This window comes from Actinocorallia sp. A-T 12471, from assembly GCF_033875155.1.
Classification (GTDB): domain Bacteria; phylum Actinomycetota; class Actinomycetes; order Streptosporangiales; family Streptosporangiaceae; genus Actinocorallia.
Genome location: NZ_JAWZTE010000001.1, coordinates 161,044 through 182,673, shown reverse-complemented (window position 1 = coordinate 182,673; position 21,630 = coordinate 161,044). Strand labels below are relative to the sequence as shown.

Here is a 21,630-nt window from a genome sequence, read left to right as displayed (position 1 = left end):
GCATGAGATCGTCCCGCTTCACCCGCTTTGTCCTTGCGCTGTCCCTCGGCTGCGCCCTCGCCCTCCCCGTCCCCTCTGCCGCGACCGCCGTCGGCCCCTCCCCCGCGTCGTCCACCGTCGGGGAATCGGGGAAGCCGGACCTGACGGGCCTCGAGGGGTTCCTGGCGGGCGAGGTCGAAGAGAGGATGCGGAGGGATCGGATCCCCGGGGCGGCCGTAGTGGTCGTGTCCGGCGGGCGGACGGTACTCGCGCAGGGGTACGGCGTCGCAGACGTCGCCACAGGCAAGCCCGTCAACGCCGAGACAGGGTTCTTCACGGGATCGCTCGCGAAGGTGTTCACCGCAACGGCGGCGCTCCAACTCGTCAAGGCCGGGAAGCTCGACCTCGACGCGGACGTCAACCGGTACCTCAAGTCCTTCAAGGTCGAGGACACATACCCGGGCCGTCCCGTCACGCTGAAGCACCTGCTCACCTACACGGCTGGCTTTGACGAGGACCTCGTCGGCCTGGCGAAGGCCGATCCGAAGGACGTAGGCGGCCTCGCGGAGAGCCTCGCCGAGAGGCAGCCGCGCAGGGTGAGGCCGCCAGGCGAGCACGTCGCCTACGACAACTACGGGGTCGCGCTAGCGGGCCACCTGGTAGAACTCGCCTCAGGCCAGCCGTACGCCGACTACGTACGGGAGCACATCCTTCGACCGCTCGGTATGGGCTCCACAAGCATGGCCGTGCCGCACCCTGCGGAACTCGACGCGGCGCTCGCCGGGGCCTACCGCCCATCCGGCGCGGGCCAGACCACCGTGCGCGGCCAATACGGCCCGTGGACGCCCTCGGGGACGGGTCCGGTGACCACGCCCGCCGACATGGCACGCTTCCTCACCGCCCAGCTCGCCGACGACCCGCGTCTCGGCGAGGGCGTCCCGGCCCTGCTGCGCGCGCGGCACCACACCGAGCACCCCGACCTCCCCGGCATGGGCTATGTCCTCGAACAGCGCCCGCGCAACGGCCGTGAGCTGCTGTTCAAGGACGGTGACGTGCCCGGCCACCACTCCGCCCTCGCCCTGCTCCCGGAGAGCCGGACGGGCGTCTACGTCGCCTTCAACGGTGACGGCGAGGCCGGCTCGGCCCCGTCCGACGCCAAGGCCCTCATCGACGCGTTCGTGGACCGCTACTTCCCCGCCGAGACCACCGCCCCGACTGCCCCGGAAGCCGTCGAGAAGAACGCCTCCGCGTACGCCGGCACGTACCGCTCCCTAAGAGTGAGCCGCACAAGCCTGATGAAGGCGGCCGCGCTGTTCTCCTCCCCCACGGTCGAGGCCCACCCCGACGGCACCCTCACCACCACGGCCCTGTCCGCCGACCCCGCCAAGGAGACCCAGCGCTGGGACCCGGAAGGCGACGGCGTCTTCCGCGAACGAGGCGGCCAGGACAGGCTCGCGTTCGGCGAAGACGGCACCCTCGCCACCACGATGAACCCGTCCGAGACCTGGACGAAGCTCCCCTGGTACGCCTCCCCGTCCCTCCACCTTGCCCTGCTCGGCCTCTCAGCCCTGGCCCTCGCCCTCACCTCCCTCCTCACCCCCTTGACGGCCCTGTCCCGCGCCCTCCGCCACCGCACCCCCGAAGTCCCCCTCCTATCCCGAGCCGCCTCCCTCCTCACCTGGACCGCCGCCACCCTGAGCACGGCCTTCGTCGCCGGCATCGCCACCGCCATGGCCGACCCCAACGCCGTCAACGAACTCCTCACCCTCAACTCCCCCCGCCTCGCCGTCCTCCCCCCACTCGCCGCCACAGCCCTCCTCACCGCCATCACAGCCACCGCCCTCACCCTCCTCACCCCCCTACGCCGCCCCCTCCAAGCCCTCCCCCTCCTCGCCTTCCCCCCCTTCTTCCTCATCCTCCACACCTACAACCTCCTCCCCTTCTAACCCTCTGGGGTGGTTTGGTGGAAGAAGTGGGTGGTGGGGGGGTTGGTGGGGAAGTAGGACTCGATGGCGATTTCGTCGAGGGTGGCGTCGAAGGCGGTGCCGAAGGTGGAGATCGTGTTGATGAGGGAGAGTTCGGCGCCGCGCCAGGTGAGGTGGAGGGGGAGGGCGATGTCGGCGGGGTCGGGTGGCGGGGCTTCGGCGTCGGGCGCGTAGGACCTGAGTTCCTCGTGGAGCCCGTGCAGTTCGGGGTCGCCGGTCTGGGCGGCCTGCCGGGCGAGGCGCGGCAGGAGGTGGGCGCGCACCTGGTCGAGGTTGCGCAGGCGGGGCGCGAGGCCGTCCGGGTGGAGGCCGAGCCGCATCATGTTGACCGGCGGCTTGAGCAGCGCGGGGGCGGCCCCGTCGAGGAAGACCTCGGCCGCGTCGTTGGCGAGTACGAGGTTCCAGCGGCGGTCCACAGCCAGCGCCGGGTAGGGCATGTGCCCCCGCAGGACCTGTAGGACGGCCTCACGCACACGGGCCATATCGGGGTCGTCAAGGGGTCGCTCCCGAAAGACCGGCGCGTGCCCGGCCGCTACAAGGAGCCGGTTGCGTTCGCGCAAGGGGACGCCCAGATGCTCGGCAAGGTGCAGCACCATCGAGCTGCTGGGGATGGTCCGCCCCGTCTCGACAAAGCTGACATGCCGGGCGGACACACCGGCCTGGATCGCGAAGTCGAGCTGGCTCAACCCCCGACGCAGCCGCCATTCCCGCAGCAGTCGCCCGACGGGCCTGTCCTCGATCACGGACCCGAGTCTGCCCCGACGCCGCCGCCCACCGCCATTACAAGGCTGGTAATCGACGCCGCCGGACACCTGCTGCGACCGTCAGGGAATGAACCTCGCAGAACACAACAAAAACCTGATCATCGACGGCTTCCAGAAGTTCGCGGCAGGCGACGTGGAGATTCTCCGGACCCTCCTGTGCGAGGACTTCATCGAGCACAGCCCCGGAAACCCCAGCGGACGCGACGCCTTCGTCGAGTTCATCGCCTCCGCCCCCGTCGCGGGCGCACGGCTCGACCTTAGGCGCGTCATCGCCGACGACGAGTTCGTCGTCACCCACTACCTGATGACCCCGCCGGGTGACGAGCGCGGCGTCGCCGTCGTCGACATCTGGAAGGTCGCCGACGGCAAGATCACCGAGCACTGGGACGTAATCCAGCCCCTCCCCGACCCCTCCGAGACCCCCCACGGCATGCTGTAGGACCCGCACGCCGCACTTCCCGGCCACCCGGGCGGTCGGTCCGCGGGGGCCGGGAACTTTTGTAGTGTGGCGGCAGGGTTTGAGGGAGGGTGGAATCGATGGGTCTGGTCAATGGAGGCTTGGCGCTGGTGTTCGCGGGCCTCGCGATCATCGCGTTCGTGCTCGAGGTGTGGGCGCTGGTCGACGCGGCGCGCCGGCCGGCTGACGCGTTCCCCGCGGCGAACAAGCAGACGAAGCGCCTGTGGCTGATCATTCTGGGCGTCGCCACGTTCTTCGGGATGCTCGCGGCGCTCGGACAGGTGACGACGCTCGGAATCTTTGCGATCGCGGCTTTTGTCGCCGCGGTGATCTACCTCGCGGACGTGCGTCCCGCGCTCAAGGAGTACGGCTCGGGAGACGGCCGTCGGATGGGCCCGTACGGCCCCTGGTAAGGGTCAGTGCGTGTCGGAGGCCGGTAGGCCGAGCGTGGCGAGTGCGGCGGAGACGCGGTCGGCGAGGTAGGCGTGCCCGGTCCGCGTCGGGTGTGCCTCGTCGCGGCTGATGTAGGCGGGGGCGTTGCCCGTGCCGTCGCTGACGTCGCCGGTGAACCACTGTTCGGCGAGCGGGTCGACGAAGGGCACGCCGAGGGCGGCCGCGGCGTCCCGGACCGTGTCGCGGACGGCCAGGGCCCGCTCGGGCGGCGTCCCGCCCCAAATGGGCCCGATGACGACCACAGGGACGCCGGGCCAGGTCGTCCGGACGTCGGTGAGCAGGTCGCGGACCGCGGTGTCGAGTGCGGTGGCGGTGGGGGTGCGCAGGGCGTCGTTGTGGCCGCCGGAGATGAGGACGAGGTCGGGTGGGGGCCGCCAGCCGAGCTGGTCGTCGAAGAGCCGCCCGAAGTCCTTGCCGATCTTGCCTTTCGCGAGGAACCCTGTGCCGGGATGCCCTCCGATGACAGGCTGCCAGCCCAGGGCACGGGACAGGACGCCCGCGTAGGTCTCCTCGCGTTCGACGTCCCGGTATCCGGCCGTGTAGCTGTCCCCGAGGAACATGACGACGGGGGCGCGCTTGACCTCGGGCGTCTGGGTCGCGCTCGGCGGCGTCGCTCCGGGGGCGGGCCCGCTTCCCCCGCATCCGCTCAACGCGAGCGCCACCAGCACGAGCAACGCCGCGCGCACATCCACTCCCCGGCCCGACTCCCGGAACCGAACCCGGGATCCCGGGAAACCCTATCGGGATGATCGCCTTCTCCACGATCAAACCCCCAAGAATCCGCCCACATCACCGCACCCCGGACGCGAAAAATCCCCTGAGAAAGTTATCCACAGGGGTCTGGGCGATCTTGAAAAAAGTCGGGGAGAGTGGTCGCGACCGGGCCGGGAGGGCGGCCCGGGGCGTCAGTAGAGCGTCCAGAGGCCCAGCGGCCCGAGGACGAGGAGAAGGGAGCAGAGCAGTGCGGCGGAACGCGCCAACGTGGGCCTGGGTTCGGGATTCAGCAGCCGCTGGACCCGCGCCATGACGGCCCCGCCCTCATGGGCGACGGCGAGGGCGCACGAGGGCGCCGAGGCCGAAGGGGCCGTGGCGAAGCGGAGCAGCGCTTTGGCGAGTTCCTTGGGCGAACGGTGCCGCAGGGCCCTGTCGTCGGCCCGCATCTCGATCAGCAGCGCGACGGAGTCGAGGATCCGGCCGACGAACCCGATCCGCGGAAGTGAGGTGAAAGGCAGCAGCACGAGGTCGTGGCGCTCACGCGCGTGAGCCAGCTCGTGGGCGAGCACCGCTTCGAGTTCGCCGTCGTCGAGGAGTTCCAGCGTGCCCGCGCTGATCACAATCTTGGAGCGCATGCCGGGGACGCAGTAGGCGGCGGCGTCCGGATGGTCAACGACGAGGGCCCCTTTGCGGCGGCCCCGGTCGGCGATCAGCCGGAGCAGCGCGCGGTGTCTGGCCCGTGCCCGCACCACGCGGAAGCCCGACAGCAGCAGTGAGCCGATCAGCGAGCCGGTGAGCGCCATGCCCGCGAGCAGCGCGAGCTGACGCGGCAGCGACAGATGCAGTCCGTCATCGGGAAGGAGAAAAAGACCGTGCAGCACACCACGGCCGAGGGGCGCGAGGGCGAAGCCCACGAGCGCCCCGATGGAGGCGAGACCCCAGGCGAGGCCGAGCGCCTGCCACAGCAGGATGCCCGTGCGCGGGGTTCGCCAGGTCCACTTGGCGCGGGAGAGGAGCTCGGCCGCGGGCACCGTCGCCAAGGCGATGATCGTGAGCGCGACCCACGTGCTCATGGGATCGCCCGAGCGCTCAGGGGGGCCCGCTGACGGCGCGGGACGGGGGTGGTCACTCCAGGTCCTCCAGGACGCGCCGGAGCGCGGCCGCTTCGTCGCCGCTCACCGAGCGGGCGAAATGGGCGAGAGCGGCGTCTCGGTCGCCGCTCATGGCCAGCGCGCCCAGCATGAGTTCCGCGACGTAACCCTCGCGGGACTCGGCGGGGCGGTACGCCCAGGCGCGGCCTGAGCGTTCACGGACGAGGAAGTCCTTCTTGGCGAGCCGGTCGAGAACCGTCATCACCGTGGTGTGGGCGAGGTCGCGGTCGGCGAGCGCGCGGCTGACGTCGCGTGCCGTGGCCGGTTCCTCCCGTGCCCAGAGGATCTCCATCACAGCGCGTTCAAGCTCTCCCAAACCCTTCACAAGTCCGATTCTACCTCCCGGTCACTACGGCCCGTAGTACCCCTCGGTTCTCCACACATTAGATCCCATGTTTCATAACAAATCGCCCTATTCGCGACAAGTAAGAGGTTATTTACTTCGTCCGACGTTACTCACGAGTAAAGAGGAGGTGCCGCGTGCGCGGAACGACAACCGTCGCCGCCCTCGTCGCGGCGGCGCTGCTCGCGACGCTGACGGCCGCGCCCCCGGCCGTCGCCGCCCCCGGATACACCACCGCCTACCGGACAATCCCCGGCCACGGGGGCACGCCGCTCAAGGCCCTGGTCTACCAGCCGAAGGGCAAGGGGCCCTTCCCGTTGATCGTCATGCCGGCGAGCTGGTCGCTCTTCCACGCCGAGTACGCGGGCGCGGCCGCGAAGTTCGCCGCGACCGGCTACGTGGTCGTCGCCTACACCTCGCGCGGCTTCTGGGATTCCGAGGGCCGCATCGAGATCGCGGGACGGCCCGACGTCGGCGACGTCAGCAAGGTCATCGACTGGTCGCTCAGGAACACGAGGGCCGACCGAAGACGGATCGGCGCGGCCGGGATCTCCTACGGCGCGGGCATCTCCCTGCTCGGCGCGGCCCACGACCCGCGCATCCGCGCGGTCTCGGCGATGAGCGGCTGGGCGAGCCTGCCCGACTCGCTCTACCAGAACCAGACGGTGAGCGAGCAGACTGCGGCGCTCCTGCTGACCGCGGGGCACCTCACGGGCGACCCGGGCGAGGACTTCCTGACAGTCCAGGACGGCTACCTCAAGGACAAGTTCGGCACCGCCGTGAAACTCGCCTCGATCCGAGGCGCTGCGCACTACGTCAAGAAGATCAACGCCAACAAGCCGGCGATCATGCTCGCGAACGGCTGGCAGGACGGCATCTTCCCGCCGGCCCAGTACGTCGACTTCTACAACCGGCTGAAGGTGCCCAAGCGCCTGACGTTCCAGGCGGGCGACCACGGCACCCCGGAGGCGCTCGGCGCGCTCGGCCTGCCGAACGAGACATGGACGCAGACGCTCAAATGGTTCGACCGGCACCTGCGCGGCCGCCAGAACGGGATCGGGGCGGCCGGACCCGTCGCGCTGAAGCCCAATAACGGCGGCAAGTGGGTGTATTTCCCCTCATGGCGGGCGCAGACCACACAGACCCGCAAGTACACCCTGCCGAAGCGGAAGCGGATCGCCGCAGGGGTGAACACCGTGGCCGACAGCGGCATCGTCGAGGCGACGGGGATCGCCGCGCAAGCCGGAATCCACTGGACAATCCGGCCATCCCAGGTGAACCGGGCGAACGCCCTTGTCCACCGCACTCCCGTGCTGAAGAAGCGCGCGATTGTCAGCGGCGCGCCAATGCTCCGGACGACGCTCACCCCGTCCGCCCGCAACACGACGATCTTCGCCTACCTCTACGACGAGGCCCCTGACGGCACCGCCCGCCTCATCACCCACGCCCCCTACACCCTCCGCAACGTCCCACCCGGCCGCCCCCACCCCCTGACCCTCCCCCTCCAACCCATCCGCTGGACCGTCCCCAAGACCCACCGCCTCACCCTCGTCATCGACACCGTCGACCCCCGCTACCGCACCACAGCCACCGAATCCACCACCCTCACCCTAACCACCACCACCCTAACCATCCCCTACTCCTAACCCACCCCCACCACCCCCACTCCCAGCCCCCCACAACTGACGCCGAGCACCCAGAGCACCCACACCCCACCCAGCGCTCCAGCGGAGCGCGGACCGCCCCTGCGACTGCCCCCGACCCCTACCGCCAACCCCACGCACGGCAGCCCCCACAGCTGACGCTGTGCGCACAGAGCGGCCCACCCGCCGCCCGGCGTCCGAGTGGAGCGCGCGCAGCCCCTGCGGCTGACCCCGGGCACGGCAGCCTTCGGCTGACCTCGAGCGCACAAGCGGCCCGCCCCGCGCCCGGCTTCAGGTGGGGCTCCCCGCCCCGCACCCGAGTTCGGGCGAGGCGCGAACGGCCCCTGCGGCTGACCCCGGCGCACAGAGAGGCCCGCGCCGCGCTTGGGCTCAGGGGGGCCGCCCGCACCGCGCGGGGTTCGGCTGGGGCGCGGGCAGCCCCGCAAGGGGCGGTCCGTGCTGCGCCCGAGTTCGGGTGGGGCGCGGACGATTCCTGGGGCTATCCCCGGTGCGGCGGCCCCTGCAGCTGCCCCCGAGCGCGCAGGCGTTCCGCGCGGCGGTCGGGGTCAGGTGGGGCTTCCCGCGCCGCGCGGGTTCGGGCGGGGCGCGGGCAACTCCTGCGGCTGACCCGGGCCCTAGGGCCTAGGGCTAGCCCCCCCGGACATGGCAGCTCTGCGACTGAACCCGGGCGCGCAGAGAGGCCCGTGCCGCGCTTGGGCTCAGGGGGGCCGCCCGCGCCGCGCGGGGTTCGGGCGGCCCCTGCGGCTGACGGGTGCAAAGGGCGGTCCGACGCGGCCCGGGTTCAGGCGAGGCGCGGGCGACTCCTGGGGCTGTCCCCGGTGCGGCGGCCCCTGCGGCTGGCCCCGGCCCCTAGCGCTGAGCACGGGCACGGGCGGCCCTGCCGCTGGCCCCGGGCGCGCAGGCGGGGTCCGTGCTGCGCCCGGGTTCTGGCGGGGCGCGGGCGATTCCTGGGGCTGTCCCCGGGTGCGGAGGCCCCTGCGGCTGGCGCTGGGCGCGCAGGGCGGTTCGCGGGCTGTCCGGGGGGCGAGTGGGGCGCGGGCGGCTTCTGCGGCTGGGCCCGGGTCCTGGCGCTGAGCACGGGCGTGGAGGAGGCGGGCAGGCCGCGCGGGGGCGGGTGGGCGGGGCGCGCGCGGGGGGCGACTGGGGCGTGGGCAGGTTCTGCGGCTGGGCCCGGGTCCTGGCGCTGAGCGCGGGCGCGGGGGGCCTGTGGGTAGGCCGGGCGTGGAGGGCGACGGACGGGCCGCACGGGGGGCGGGTGGGCTGTGCGGTTGGCTACGGGGGAGGTGCTGTGGGTGGGGGTTAGGGGAGGGTGGGGGTGGGGTGGAGGGTGCCTACGGGGGTGGGGCCGCCGGTGATGGGGGTGGTGGCGAGGGTGGTGAGGAGGGGGGTTGTGGTGCCTAGGAGGGTGAGGAGGGCGATGGTGACGGGGGTGCGGGCCCGGGCGGAGCCGTCGTCGATTTTGACGAGGCCGGAAGCACCGGTGGGGAGGCAGAAGGCTTCGACGCCCTCGGCGCCGGACTTGACGATAAGGCCGGGGACGTCGGACATGAGGGTGTTCTCGTCGCGTCGGGTGCCCGAGGTCCAGGCGGGGTGGGCGCGCATCGCGGCGGCGACGCGGCCCTCGGGCGTGCCGGGCGCGGATATCCCCAGGCTGTGGAAAGCGCGGGCGAGGGCGAGCGGGCTCAGGCCGAAGAGGGGCGCGCCGCACCCGTCGACGCCGACCATGGCGACGCGTTCGCGCGCGAACTCCTCAAGGGTCGCGCGGATCGAGATCTGGAGGGGATGCGCGGGGTCGAGATAGGAGTCGAGCGGCCAGCCGTTGACCCGACAGGTGACGAGCATCGCCGCGTGCTTGCCCGAGCAGTTCATGTAGCGGGGGTCGCGCGACCCGCCCGCGCGGACGAGCGCGCGCTCCGCCTCGGCGTCGAGCGGCCAGTCGGGCGGGCAGCCGAGCGCGTCGAAACCGAGGTCGGCCGACGCGAGGATCCGCGCGACGCCCTCGACGTGGAACTCCTCCCCCGAGTGGCTCGCCGCCGCCAACGCGAGCAGCTCACCGTCGAGCGCGAGCCCGTTCCGCAGCATCGCGACAGCCTGGAACGGCTTCACCGTCGAGCGCGGGAAGATCGGCTCCGCGACGGGCCCCAACGCGCGCACGACCCGCCCGTCCGCGTCGAGCGCCACCGCAACCCCCCGGTGCCGCGACTCCACGAACCCGGACCGCTCCACCTCGACCAAAACCGGATGAGCCTCACCCATCCCCCAACCCTAAGCGACCCCAAGATCCCCCCACCCCGCGCTACCACCTGACGGGGCTGCCACCCCGGCCCCGTCCCCGGCGCCGTGAAAGTAGAAGGAGGCCCCCGGTCCCCGGCCCTGCCCCCGGCCCTTGGGTCCCGGGTCCCCGGCCCTGCGGCCGTAAAGAAGGAATCCTCTGGCCCCAGCCCCTGGGCCCGGCCTCTGGCCCCAGCCCCGCGTTACCACCTGACGGGCTGCCACCTCAGCCCCGTCCCCGGCGCCGTGAAAGTAGAAGGAGGCCCCCGGTCCCGGCCCCGGCCCCGGCCCCGACCATGCGGCATGCGGTCGTGCGGCATGCGGCATGCGGCATGCGGCATGCGGTCGTGAGGGTAGAAGGGCCCCGGGGGTGGGAGACTTGGGGGATGCGTGCGGTGGTGCAGCGGGTGAGCGAGGCGGCGGTCCGGGTGGACGGAGAGGTCGTCGGGGAGATCGACGGGCCCGGCCTGATGGTGCTGGTCGGGGTCACCCATGATGACGATCGGGGGAAGGCCGCCAAGCTGGCGGCGAAGCTGTGGGGGCTGCGCGTGCTGGACGGGGAGAAGTCCTGTTCGGACGTGGGTGCTCCGCTGTTGGTGATCAGTCAGTTCACGCTTTATGGGGACACGCGCAAGGGGCGTCGGCCGTCCTGGCTCGACGCCGCCAAGGGCGACGTGGCCGAACCGCTGGTCGACGCGGTCGTCGCCGAGCTCCGCGCCCTCGGCGCGCACGTCGAGACCGGCAGGTTCGGCGCGGACATGAAGGTCTCCCTGGTCAACGACGGCCCGATCACCCTCATCATCGACCTCTGACCCCGCCCCCGGCCATCCCCCGGGTTAGAAGAGGCCCCACAGCATCCCCACAAGGGAGATCACGAGGCCGGTGAAGGCGGCGTAGAGGATGTAGCGGTCTTGTTGGTCCAGGCGGTGGCGGACTCGGGGGGCGACGAGGACGACGCCCGTCGCCCGGTTGGGGTCGGAGAGTTTGGGCTTGTAGAAGGGGTTGGGGCGGCCGATGAGCTGCCAGAGGCCGTCGTTCTTGATGTCCTGGTGTGCGGCGTTGTGCGCGAAGGCACGGCCGCGGACGCGTTCGATGCACTCGTTGCCCTGACGGGTCTTGACCCGGCAGCGGGTGCGGACGAGGCAGATCTCGTAGAAGCTCCACAGCAGCAGGGTGAACAGCAGGACCCGCCAGTTCCAGGTGAAGACGCCGAAGCCGACGAGCGCGGCGAACACAAGCCACCACGCGATCTGCTCCACGTCCTGGCCGAATCCTCGCCTGGCCGCCTTACGGGACACCATGACCGCGTACCGCCTTCGTTGGGAAGGGCTACCTCGATCTTCTCTTTATCCCATATTGACGGTCGGCAATCACCTGCGACGGCCTCGCAACGCCGGGTCGATCGTCACGTTCGCCCCGGTATCGGGCGAGACGATCACCTCCTGCGCCGCGGCGATCCCGTCGACGACGAGGGCCGCCTCGACGGGCACTGTCCGCTTGACCAGCGCCAGCGCGATCGGCCCGAGCTCGTGGTGCCGCGCGGCGGACCCGACGAATCCGACCTGTCGCCCATCGGCCAGAACCGGCTCACCCCTGCCGGGAAGCCTGTCCTCACTGCCGTCGAGGTGCAGGAACACAAGCCGACGCGGCGGCCTGCCGAGGTTGTGGACCCGCGCGACGGTCTCCTGCCCCCGGTAGCAGCCCTTGTTGAGGTGCACGGCCGAGCCGATGAACCCGATCTCGTGCGGGATCGTCCGATGGTCGGTGTCGACCCCGAGCCGCGCCTTGTGCGACGCGATCCGCAGCGCCTCATACGCCCAGATCCCCGCATCCGAACACCCGTCGACAGCGGCCCCAGCCGGGACGATCAAACTCGTCATCCCCGCGACGTCCGGAAGGCTCAACTCACCGGAAAGCCCCGCCCCGGTGACCACGTCGTACTCACCCGAGACGTCCGCGACCTCGACCCGCAGCATGAACCGCATCCGGTCAAGGAACGCCGCGAGATCAGCGGCGGTCCCCGGCTCCACATGCGCCCACACCGCCGACCCGTCGTCGACGAGCTGGAGATGATGTTCGATATGCCCGTTAGGCGACAGCAGCAGCGCCTCGGTCGCCGACCCCGGCGTGAGCTCGCTGAGATGCTGGCTGAGCAGGCTGTGCAGCCACGAGAGCCGGTCCGGCCCGCTGACCCGCACGACGCCCCGGTTCGACCGCCTGACGGCCGCCTCACCGCCCTCCAGGGCCTTCTGCTCGGCGTAGGGGTCGCCGAAATGCGCGGCGAGCTCCTGGTCCGGGGGGTCTGCGTAGAACGTCATGAGCGGCACTCCCTGCATCGGCCGAACACCGTCAGATGGGGCACGTCGGTCTCGAAGCCGTGGTCGGCGTCCAGCGCGGCGACGAGCCCCGACGCGACGGACGGGGGCACGTCCTCGACCTTCCCGCACCCGCGACAGCACAGATGGACGTGATCGGCCTCGGTGGCCAGATGGTAGTTCGGCGGTCCATGCCCGACATGGGCGTGTTTCACGAGACCGAGTTCTTCGAGCAGCTCGAGCGTCCGGTAGACCGTCGAGATGTTCACCCCGGTGGCGGTCCGCTGGACCTGGGCGCAGATCTCCTCGGGGGTGCCGTGCTCAAGCGCGGCGACGGCCTCGAGGACGAGCTGGCGCTGGGGCGTCACCCGGTACCCGCGCGCCCGCAGCTCCTCCTGCCACGTCGTCTCACCCATGTCCCGATCCTATGTCCGGAAAAACCGTTTGCCTGCACCCCGGGACGTCGCATAGCTTCGGTCTCACGCAGGAAAGGAGGTGGTCCACGAAATGATTTCTTCGAGGACTTGCGAGGTGGCTGCTCGCTAGGAGCGCCCCAGCGGGACAAGCAGTCTCCTGGCGAATCTCCAGCAGACACCGGGTCCCCGGACCGCCGTCCAGTCCTGACGGCACCCGCCCCAAGCGCGGAAGGTCCGGGGATTTTCCCTTTTCTCCCCCGGACCCGGCACGCCCCGGCCTACTCCGGCTTCGCCTTCTTGAGCTGCGCTGACATGTGGACCTGGAGCGGGTGCCCCATCGCGGCCATCTCGTACACCCAGCCGAGGTCGCGGTCCTCGGTGCCCTCCTGGGCCGGGAAGAGGCCGTACAGGCGCTTGCCCGCGGTGATCTCCTTGGCCGTCTCGGTCCGCGCGACGACGTCGGTGGCGAGCTCGACCTTGTTGAACGCGACCTCGCCGGTGTAGATCTCCTGGACCCCGGTCGGGTGCGACAGCAGCACCTCCACGCTCCGGCCGCCGCCGGGCACCCGCCAGAACCCCGTCTCCATGGCGAGGGCCTCGCGCTGCTTGAAGTCCTCATCCAGCCGCCAGGTGCGGCTCGTGTAGATCAGGTAGGGCTTGCCGATGTGCGTGAAGGAGATCTGCTGGGTGAAACGGAACTGCTCGATGGACGGGTAGTCCCCGACGCCATCGCCCTCCCACGTCCCCACCAGCCACTCGAGGGCCTTGAGGTCGGGGTGCAACTCATGCTCGAACACGATCTCCATGTGACCAAGCGTAGCGTTCCCCGACGCCCGATCACCCAAGTCTGCCGAGCACCCTGACCAGCCCGAGGCAGCCGAGCGCGACGAGCGCGCACACCCCCGCGACGACGATGACGTTCACCAGTCCCATGGCCCCGACCCTAGCCGCCGCCCGGGGAATCCGTCTGACGAACCCGCCCGACCACGCACCGTGATCGCGTTGTTATCCTGCGAGGAGAGGTGGACCCGAGGAGGTGCGGCAGGTGGGCGAGCCCACGTCGGAGCCCGGCCAGCGGCTGCTGTCCGCCGCCCTCGGCCTGTTCGCCGAGCTGGGCTACGACCAGACCACGAGCCAGCTGATCGCCGACGTCGCGGGCCTGCCCGTGGTCACGATCCGCACCGAGTTCGGCGGCAAGCGCGAGCTGTACCTCGCGGTGATCAAGCATGTGCACGAGGAGGAACAGGCCCTCCTTGACCGGATGACCGAGACCTACACGCACGACGCGGCGGGCATCCACCGCCTCCTCGACCAGTACCTCGACCACTTCGTTGACCATCCGCGCGAGGCGGCCCTGTGGATGCAGCGCCGCATGTACGACGCCTCGGACCTGCGCGACATCGAACGCCTGTACTCGTTCCCGCAGATCCACGCGGTCTCGGAGCTGACGGCCGAGCTGGTCCGCCCCGACGTCGACATGGAACTCGTCATCTGGGGCATCGTCTGGTCGGTCCAGACCTTCGTCTACGGCGGCATCCCCGACGCCCAGGGCGGCCGCTCGAGCGCCGTGGACCGCCGCGCCGTGGCCCGCTTCCGCCGCCACCTCCACTCCTCCATCGACCCCCTCCTCCGCCGGGACCCCGACGAGGCCGCCTCCTAGAAGGCCGAGAACGGGGAAGGGCCCCGTCCAAGCGGACGGGGCCCTTCCGGGGCTGAGCGGGGTCAGCGGTTGTACTGGCCGAAGTCGTACTCCTCCAGCGGGACGGCCTCGCCGGAGCCCGTGCCGAAGGTGTACTCGCCGGCGTCGTCGTAGGAGCCGACGCTGTAGACGGCGGCCTTGGCCTCCTCGGTGGGCTCGACCCGGACGTTGCGGTACTGGGGCATGCCAGTGCCGGCCGGGATGAGCTTGCCGATGATGACGTTCTCCTTGAGGCCAAGCAGGGAGTCGCTCTTGGAGTGCATGGCGGCCTCGGTGAGGACGCGGGTCGTCTCCTGGAAGGAGGCGGCCGACAGCCAGGACTCGGTGGCGAGCGACGCCTTGGTGATGCCCATCAGGACCGGACGGCCGGCGGCGGGGGTGCCGCCCTCGGCGACCACCGAGCGGTTGGTCCGCTCGAAGATCGGCCGCTCGACCAGGTCGCCCGGCAGCAGGTTGGTGTCCCCCGCCTCGAGGATGTTCACCCGCTTGAGCATCTGGCGGACGATGATCTCGATGTGCTTGTCGTGGATCGACACACCCTGCGAGCGGTAGACCTCCTGGACCTCGTGGACCAGGTGGAGCTGGACCGCGCGCGGGCCGAGGATGCGCAGCACCTCGTGCGGGTTGACCGCGCCCTTGATGAGCTGCTGGCCGACCTCGACGTGGGCGCCCTCGTGGATGCCCTCCTCGAAGCGCGACCGCATCGACACCGGGTAGGCGATCTCGTCGGAGCCGTCGTCCGGCACGATGATGATCTTCCGGGTGCGCTCGGTCTCGTCGATCTTGACCCGGCCGGCGACCTCGGTGATCGGGGCGACGCCCTTGGGGATGCGCGCCTCGAACAGTTCCTGGACACGCGGCAGACCGTGCGTGATGTCGCCGCCCGCCACACCACCGGTGTGGAAGGTGCGCATCGTCAGCTGGGTGCCGGGCTCACCGATCGACTGGGCCGCGATGATGCCGACGGCCTCGCCGACGTCGACCCGCTTGCCGGTGGCCAGGGAGCGGCCGTAGCAGGCGGCGCAGACGCCGATCTTGGCCTCGCACACCAGCGCGCTGCGGGTGCGGACCTCTTCGACGCCCGCCTCGATCAGCCGGCTGACGACCACGTCCGAAAGGTCGGTGTCGGCCGGGTAGATGACCGTCCCGTCGACCTCGACGTCGATCGCGATGGTCCGGCCGATCAGGCTGGACTCCGAGGTGCCGAGCTTGACCAGCGAGCCGTCGGCCGCGCGGTCGTTCTCGGCGATCCGGAACGGGATCGTCCGGTCGGTGCCGCAGTCGATCTCGCGCACGATGACGTCCTGCGCGACGTCCACCAGACGACGGGTCAGGTAACCCGAGTCGGCGGTACGGAGCGCGGTGTCGGCCAGACCCTTGCGGGCGCCGTGCGTGGAGATGAAGTACTCCAGAACCGTCAGGCCCTCGCGGAAGGAGGACTTGATCGGCCGCGGGATGGTCTCACCCTTGGGGTTCGACACCAGACCACGCATACCGGAGATCTGCCTGACCTGCATCGGGTTACCGCGGGCGCCCGAGTTGACCATCATCCAGATGGGGTTGTTCGGGTTGCTCTTGAACTCGTCCATCATGTCGTTCGCGACCTCGGTGGTCGCGTGCGTCCAGATCTCGATCAGTTCCTGGCGGCGCTCGTCGTCGGTGATCAGACCGCGCTCGTACTCGCGCTGCACCTTCTCGGCGCGGCGCTCGTAGCCCTCGAGGATGCCTGCCTTGTTCGGCGGCGCGATGACGTCGTCGATGGAGATCGTGACGCCCGAGCGGGTCGCCCAGTGGAAGCCCGCGCTCTTGAGGGCGTCCAGCGAGGCGGCGACCTCGACCTTGGGGTAGGACTCGGCGAGCTCGTTCACGATGACGGAAAGCTGCTTCTTGCCCACCTCGTAGTTCACGAAGGGGTAGTCCGCGGGCAGCGTCTCGTTGAACAGGGCGCGGCCGAGCGTGGTCTCCAGGCGGTAGGGCTGGCCCTGCTCGTAGCCCTCGGGCGCGACCCAGCCGCGCGGCGGGACGACGCCGGAGAAGCGGATCTGGATCTTGGCCTGGAGCGACAGCTCGTTGCGGTCGAAGGCCATGATCGCCTCGGACACGTTGGCGAAGGTGCGGCTCTCGCCCACCGCGCCGTCGCGCTCGCCGGTCAGCCAGTACAGGCCGATCACCATGTCCTGGGTGGGCATGGTGACGGGCTTGCCGTCCGACGGCTTCAGGATGTTGTTCGTGGACAGCATCAGAATCCGCGCCTCGGCCTGCGCCTCGGCCGACAGCGGCAGGTGGACCGCCATCTGGTCGCCGTCGAAGTCGGCGTTGAAGGCGGTGCAGACCAGCGGGTGGATCTGGATGGCCTTGCCCTCGACCAGCTGCGGCTCGAACGCCTGGATGCCGAGGCGGTGCAGGGTCGGCGCGCGGTTCAGCAGCACCGGGTGCTCGGTGATGACCTCTTCGAGCACGTCCCACACGACCGGGCGGGCCCGCTCGACCATCCGCTTGGCGGACTTGATGTTCTGCGCGTGGTTGAGGTCGACCAGCCGCTTCATGACGAACGGCTTGAACAGCTCAAGGGCCATCTGCTTGGGCAGACCGCACTGGTGCAGCTTGAGCTGCGGGCCGACGACGATGACGGAGCGGCCCGAGTAGTCGACGCGCTTGCCGAGCAGGTTCTGCCGGAACCGGCCCTGCTTGCCCTTCAGCATGTCCGACAGCGACTTGAGCGGGCGGTTGCCAGGACCGGTCACCGGACGGCCGCGGCGGCCGTTGTCGAACAGCGCGTCGACGGCCTCCTGGAGCATCCGCTTCTCGTTGTTCACGATGATCTCGGGCGCGCCGAGGTCAAGGAGACGCTTGAGGCGGTTGTTCCGGTTGATCACCCGGCGGTACAGGTCGTTCAGGTCGGAGGTGGCGAAGCGGCCACCGTCGAGCTGGACCATCGGCCGCAGGTCCGGCGGGATCACCGGGATGCAGTCGAGCACCATGCCGAGCGGGCTGTTGCTGGTGTTGAGGAACGCCGAGACGACCTTGAGCCGCTTGAGGGCGCGTGCCTTCTTCTGGCCCTTGCCCGAGCGGATGATCTCGCGCAGCTTCTCGGCCTCGGCGTCGAGGTCGAAGTTCTGCAGGCGCGCCTGGATGGCCGCCGCGCCCATGCCGCCCGCGAAGTACTTGCCGAAGCGGTCGCGCATCTCGCGGTACAGCATCTCGTCGCCCTCGAGGTCCTGGACCTTGAGGTTCTTGAACCTCGTCCACACCTCGTCGAGCCGGTCGATCTCGCGCTGGGCGCGGTCGCGCAGCTGCTTCATCTCGCGCTCGGCGCCCTCGCGGACCTTGCGGCGCTGGTCGGCCTTGGCGCCGGCCGCCTCGAGCTCGGCCAGGTCGGCCTCGAGCTTCTGCTGCCGGGCCTCGACGTCGCTGTCACGCCGCTGCTCGAGCTGCTGACGCTCGACGGACACGTGCGCCTCGAGCGTCGGCAGGTCACGGTCACGGCGCTCGGTGTCGACGCTCGTGATCATGTAGGCCGCGAAGTAGATGATCTTCTCGAGGTCCTTCGGGGCGAGGTCGAGCAGGTAGCCCAGCCGCGACGGAACGCCCTTGAAGTACCAGATGTGGGTGACCGGGGCGGCGAGCTCGATGTGGCCCATCCGCTCACGGCGCACCTTGGCCCGGGTCACCTCGACGCCGCAGCGCTCACAGATGATGCCCTTGAACCGGACGCGCTTGTACTTGCCGCAGTAGCACTCCCAGTCCCGGGTCGGGCCGAAGATCTTCTCGCAGAAGAGTCCGTCCTTCTCGGGCTTGAGGGTCCGGTAGTTGATGGTCTCGGGCTTCTTCACCTCGCCGTGCGACCACTGACGGATGTCGTCGGCGGTCGCCAGGCCGATGCGCAGCTCGTCGAAGAAGTTGACGTCTAGCACTGGCTACTCCTCTCAGACTTCCTCGACGCTGGACGGCTCACGCCGCGACAGGTCGATGCCCAGCTCTTCTGCGGCCCGGAACACGTCCTCGTCGCTGTCCCTGAGTTCGATGTTCATGCCGTCGCTCGACAGCACCTCGACGTTCAGGCAGAGCGACTGCATCTCCTTGATGAGCACCTTGAAGGACTCGGGGATGCCGGGCTCGGGGATGTTCTCGCCCTTGACGATGGCCTCGTAGACCTTCACGCGGCCGAGCACGTCGTCGGACTTGATGGTCAGCAGCTCCTGCAGGGCGTAGGCGGCGCCGTACGCCTCGAGCGCCCACACCTCCATCTCGCCGAACCGCTGGCCGCCGAACTGCGCCTTACCGCCCAGCGGCTGCTGGGTGATCATCGAGTACGGGCCGGTGGACCGGGCGTGGATCTTGTCGTCCACGAGGTGCAGCAGCTTCAGGATGTAGATGTAGCCGACCGAGATCGGGTCCTTGAACGGCTCGCCGGAGCGGCCGTCGAACAGCCTCGCCTTGCCGCCGGGGCCGACCATGCGGTTGCCGTCGCGGTTGGGGATGGTGCTGTCCAGCAGACCCTGCACGTCCTCCTGGTGCGCGCCGTCGAAGACCGGCGTGGCCGTGTTGGTCCACGGGTCGGCCTCCTCGAGGCCGATGGCCTTGAGCTGGCGCTTCCAGTCGGCGTCGTCGCCCTCGATCTTCCAGCCGCGCGAGGCGACCCAGCCGAGGTGCGTCTCCAGGACCTGGCCGACGTTCATACGTCCAGGAACACCGAGCGGGTTCAGAACGATGTCGACGGGGGTGCCGTCCTCGAGGAACGGCATGTCCTCCACGGGCAGGACCTTGGAGATGACGCCCTTGTTGCCGTGCCGGCCGGCGAGCTTGTCGCCGTCGGTGATCTTGCGCTTCTGGGCCACGTACACGCGGACCAGCTCGTTCACGCCGGGGGGGAGCTCGTCGCCCTCGTCGCGGGAGAACACGCGCACGCCGATGACCTTGCCGGACTCGCCGTGCGGGACCTTCAGGGAGGTGTCGCGGACCTCGCGGGCCTTCTCACCGAAGATCGCGCGCAGCAGCCGCTCCTCGGGGGTCAGCTCGGTCTCGCCCTTGGGCGTGACCTTGCCGACGAGGATGTCGCCGGTGACGACGTCGGCGCCGATGCGGATGATGCCGCGCTCGTCGAGGTCGGCCAGGACCTCCTCGGAGACGTTCGGGATGTCCCGGGTGATCTCTTCGGGGCCGAGCTTGGTGTCGCGGGCGTCGACCTCGTGCTCCTCGATGTGGATCGAGGACAGCACGTCGTCCTGCACGAGGCGCTGCGACAGGATGATCGCGTCCTCGTAGTTGTGGCCTTCCCACGGCATGAACGCCACGAGGAGGTTCTTGCCCAGCGCCATCTCGCCCTGGTCGGTGCAGGGGCCGTCGGCCAGGACCTGGCCCTGCTCGACCCGCTGGCCCTCGTCCACGATCGGCTTCTGGTTGAAGCAGGTGCCCTGGTTGGACCGCTTGAACTTCGCGACGCGGTAGGTCTGGCGCGTGCCGTCGTCGTTCATGACGGTGATGTAGTCGGCGGAGACCTCCTCGACCACACCGGCCTTGTCGGAGGTGATGACGTCGCCCGCGTCGGTGGCGGCGCGGTACTCCATGCCGGTGCCGACCAGCGGGGCCTCGCTGCGCAGCAGCGGGACGGACTGGCGCTGCATGTTCGAGCCCATGAGCGCGCGGTTGGCGTCGTCGTGCTCGAGGAACGGGATCATCGCGGTGGCGACCGAGGTCATCTGCCGCGCCGAGACGTCCATGTAGTCGACCTCGCTGGCGCGTGCCAGTTCGGTCTCACCGCCCTTGGTGCGGACCAGGACGCGGGCCTCGGCGAAGGAGCCGTCGGAGTTCAGGCCCGAGTTGGCCTGCGCCTTGACGAAGCGGTCCTCCTCGTCGGCGGTCAGGTAGTCGATCTGGTCGGTGACCTTGCCGTCGACGACCTTGCGGTACGGCGTCTCGATGAACCCGAACGGGTTCACCCTGCCGAACGCCGCGAGCGAGCCGATCAGACCGATGTTCGGGCCTTCCGGCGTCTCGATCGGGCACATGCGGCCGTAGTGCGACGGGTGGACGTCACGGACCTCCATGCCGGCGCGCTCACGCGACAGACCGCCCGGACCCAGCGCGGAAAGCCGGCGCTTGTGGGTCAGGCCCGCGAGCGGGTTGGTCTGGTCCATGAACTGCGACAGCTGCGAGGTGCCGAAGAACTCCTTGATCGACGCCACGACCGGGCGGATGTTGATCAGGGTCTGCGGGGTGATCGCCTCGACGTCCTGGGTGGTCATCCGCTCGCGGACGACGCGCTCCATGCGGGCCAGGCCAAGGCGGACCTGGTTCTGGATGAGCTCGCCGACCGAGCGCAGGCGCCGGTTGCCGAAGTGGTCGATGTCGTCGACCTCGACGGGCAGCGTGCGGCCGTCGGTCGCGGTGAACTCCTCCTCGCCGGCGTGCAGCCGGACCAGGTACTCGATCGTCGCGACGATGTCGTCCTCGGTCAGGGTGCCCTGGCTCATCTCCAGGTCGAGGCCGAGCTTCTTGTTCACCTTGTAGCGGCCGACCTTCGCCAGGTCGTAACGCTTGGGGTTGAAGTACAGGTTGTTCAGCAGCGTCTGCGCCGACTCCTTGGTCGGCGGCTCACCCGGCCGCAGCTTGCGGTAGATGTCGAGCAGCGCCTCGTCCTGGTTGGCCGTGTGGTCCTTCTCCAGGGTGATGTTCATCGACTCGTACTGGCCGAAGCGCTCGCGGATGCGCTCGTCGTCCCAGCCGAGGGCCTTGAGCAGGACGGTGACGCCCTGCTTGCGCTTGCGGTCGATGCGCACGCCGACGTTGTCGCGCTTGTCGATCTCGAATTCCAGCCATGCGCCCCGGGACGGGATGACCTTGCAGCCGTAGATGTCCTTGTCGGACGTCTTGTCCAGCTGACGGTCGAAGTAGACACCGGGGGAGCGCACGAGCTGCGACACGACGACGCGCTCGGTCCCGTTGATGATGAAGGTGCCCTTGGGGGTCATGAGCGGGAAGTCGCCCATGAACACCGTCTGGCTCTTGATCTCACCGGTGGTGTTGTTGATGAACTCCGCCGTGACGAACATGGGGGCGGAGTAGGTCATGTCCTTGTCCTTGCACTCGTCTACCGAGTACTTGGGCGGCTCGAACCGGTGGTCACGGAACGAGAGGGACATGGTCCCGGAGAAGTCCTCGATGGGACTGATCTCCTCGAAGATCTCTTCGAGACCCGACTGGGTCGGTACATCCTTTCGACCAGCATCCTGGGCCGACTTCACCCGGTTCTTCCAGCGCTCGTTCCCGAGCAGAGTGTCGAACGACTCTGTCTGGAGAGCAAGGAGATCCGGGACTTCCAGCGGCTCATTGATGCGCGCGAAGGAGACGCGGTTCGGACCGGTCAGGGTCTTCGAGGCGTTGCGCGAGGCTGCCAAGAGTGGTCCTTCCGAGGGCTCG

17 protein-coding genes are annotated in these 21,630 nt (G+C 69.8%); 6 read left to right on the top strand and 11 right to left on the bottom strand.

Features of this window, described 5'->3' with window-relative positions; all coding sequences use genetic code 11:
• The first annotated feature begins 2 nt into the window (after window positions 1–2).
• The gene (locus R9X44_RS00900; protein WP_319811976.1) at window positions 3–1,925 is read left to right on the top strand and encodes a serine hydrolase domain-containing protein; all 1,923 of its coding nucleotides are present in this window, start codon (window positions 3–5) and stop codon (window positions 1,923–1,925) included.
• On the opposite strand, the gene R9X44_RS00895 is transcribed toward R9X44_RS00900, so the two are convergent.
• Window positions 1,922–2,707 carry a helix-turn-helix transcriptional regulator gene (locus tag R9X44_RS00895; protein ID WP_319811975.1) on the bottom strand — a complete coding sequence of 262 codons (786 nt, stop codon included), beginning with the start codon at window positions 2,705–2,707 and terminating at the stop codon, window positions 1,922–1,924. The two genes, R9X44_RS00900 and R9X44_RS00895, sit on opposite strands and share 4 nt — an antisense overlap.
• Before the next feature lie 88 nt (window positions 2,708–2,795).
• On the opposite strand from R9X44_RS00895, the gene R9X44_RS00890 reads away from it, so the two are divergent.
• On the top strand, window positions 2,796–3,167 hold the full coding sequence (locus tag R9X44_RS00890) for a nuclear transport factor 2 family protein (RefSeq protein WP_319811974.1): 372 nt from the start codon (window positions 2,796–2,798) through the stop codon (window positions 3,165–3,167).
• Between the two features lie 98 nt (window positions 3,168–3,265).
• Window positions 3,266–3,598 carry a DUF2516 family protein gene (locus R9X44_RS00885; protein WP_319811973.1) on the top strand — a complete coding sequence of 111 codons (333 nt, stop codon included), beginning with the start codon at window positions 3,266–3,268 and terminating at the stop codon, window positions 3,596–3,598.
• Window positions 3,599–3,601: 3 nt separating this feature from the next.
• Here R9X44_RS00885 and R9X44_RS00880 read toward each other — a convergent pair whose 3' ends face one another.
• The 3 genes from R9X44_RS00880 to R9X44_RS00870 all read right to left on the bottom strand — a co-directional run bounded on the left by R9X44_RS00880 (window position 3,602) and on the right by R9X44_RS00870 (window position 5,828).
• The gene (locus tag R9X44_RS00880; RefSeq protein ID WP_319811972.1) at window positions 3,602–4,324 is read right to left on the bottom strand and encodes an SGNH/GDSL hydrolase family protein; all 723 of its coding nucleotides are present in this window, start codon (window positions 4,322–4,324) and stop codon (window positions 3,602–3,604) included.
• 219 nt (window positions 4,325–4,543) lie between these two features.
• The gene (locus tag R9X44_RS00875; RefSeq protein WP_319811971.1) at window positions 4,544–5,425 is read right to left on the bottom strand and encodes a M56 family metallopeptidase; all 882 of its coding nucleotides are present in this window, start codon (window positions 5,423–5,425) and stop codon (window positions 4,544–4,546) included.
• A gap of 52 nt (window positions 5,426–5,477) precedes the next feature.
• Window positions 5,478–5,828 (bottom strand): BlaI/MecI/CopY family transcriptional regulator, encoded by a 351-nt coding sequence (locus R9X44_RS00870; RefSeq protein ID WP_319811970.1) that lies wholly within the window; start codon window positions 5,826–5,828, stop codon window positions 5,478–5,480.
• A 155-nt stretch (window positions 5,829–5,983) separates the two neighbouring features.
• On the opposite strand from R9X44_RS00870, the gene R9X44_RS00865 reads away from it, so the two are divergent.
• Window positions 5,984–7,492, top strand: a complete 1,509-nt coding sequence (locus R9X44_RS00865; RefSeq protein WP_319811969.1) for a CocE/NonD family hydrolase — start codon at window positions 5,984–5,986, stop codon at window positions 7,490–7,492.
• A gap of 1,317 nt (window positions 7,493–8,809) precedes the next feature.
• Here the strand turns inward: R9X44_RS00865 and R9X44_RS00860 are convergent.
• A complete protein-coding gene (locus R9X44_RS00860; RefSeq protein WP_319811968.1) occupies window positions 8,810–9,766 on the bottom strand; it encodes an asparaginase in 957 nt (318 codons plus the stop codon).
• 401 nt (window positions 9,767–10,167) lie between these two features.
• Here R9X44_RS00860 and dtd point away from each other — a divergent pair, with 401 nt between their 5' ends.
• The gene (dtd, locus tag R9X44_RS00855; protein ID WP_319811967.1) at window positions 10,168–10,593 is read left to right on the top strand and encodes a D-aminoacyl-tRNA deacylase; all 426 of its coding nucleotides are present in this window, start codon (window positions 10,168–10,170) and stop codon (window positions 10,591–10,593) included.
• Window positions 10,594–10,617: 24 nt separating this feature from the next.
• On the opposite strand, the gene R9X44_RS00850 is transcribed toward dtd, so the two are convergent.
• The 4 genes from R9X44_RS00850 to R9X44_RS00835 all read right to left on the bottom strand — a co-directional run bounded on the left by R9X44_RS00850 (window position 10,618) and on the right by R9X44_RS00835 (window position 13,318).
• A complete protein-coding gene (locus R9X44_RS00850; RefSeq protein WP_319811966.1) occupies window positions 10,618–11,082 on the bottom strand; it encodes a hypothetical protein in 465 nt (154 codons plus the stop codon).
• A gap of 69 nt (window positions 11,083–11,151) precedes the next feature.
• Window positions 11,152–12,099, bottom strand: a complete 948-nt coding sequence (locus tag R9X44_RS00845) for a YgfZ/GcvT domain-containing protein (protein ID WP_319811965.1) — start codon at window positions 12,097–12,099, stop codon at window positions 11,152–11,154.
• Window positions 12,096–12,512 (bottom strand): Fur family transcriptional regulator, encoded by a 417-nt coding sequence (locus R9X44_RS00840; RefSeq protein ID WP_319811964.1) that lies wholly within the window; start codon window positions 12,510–12,512, stop codon window positions 12,096–12,098. Before R9X44_RS00840 ends, R9X44_RS00845 begins: the two co-directional genes overlap by 4 nt.
• Before the next feature lie 278 nt (window positions 12,513–12,790).
• The gene (locus tag R9X44_RS00835; RefSeq protein ID WP_319811963.1) at window positions 12,791–13,318 is read right to left on the bottom strand and encodes an FABP family protein; all 528 of its coding nucleotides are present in this window, start codon (window positions 13,316–13,318) and stop codon (window positions 12,791–12,793) included.
• Between the two features lie 239 nt (window positions 13,319–13,557).
• Here R9X44_RS00835 and R9X44_RS00830 point away from each other — a divergent pair, with 239 nt between their 5' ends.
• Window positions 13,558–14,172 carry a TetR/AcrR family transcriptional regulator gene (locus R9X44_RS00830; protein ID WP_319811962.1) on the top strand — a complete coding sequence of 205 codons (615 nt, stop codon included), beginning with the start codon at window positions 13,558–13,560 and terminating at the stop codon, window positions 14,170–14,172.
• Window positions 14,173–14,234: 62 nt separating this feature from the next.
• Here the strand turns inward: R9X44_RS00830 and R9X44_RS00825 are convergent, their stop codons facing one another.
• Both R9X44_RS00825 and rpoB read right to left on the bottom strand, forming a co-directional pair.
• Window positions 14,235–18,125 carry a DNA-directed RNA polymerase subunit beta' gene (locus tag R9X44_RS00825; RefSeq protein WP_319811961.1) on the bottom strand — a complete coding sequence of 1,297 codons (3,891 nt, stop codon included), beginning with the start codon at window positions 18,123–18,125 and terminating at the stop codon, window positions 14,235–14,237.
• Window positions 18,126–18,137: 12 nt separating this feature from the next.
• Complete coding sequence (gene rpoB / locus R9X44_RS00820) at window positions 18,138–21,608, bottom strand: DNA-directed RNA polymerase subunit beta (protein ID WP_319811960.1); 3,471 nt, start codon at window positions 21,606–21,608, stop codon at window positions 18,138–18,140.
• Between the last annotated feature and the right edge of the window lie 22 nt (window positions 21,609–21,630).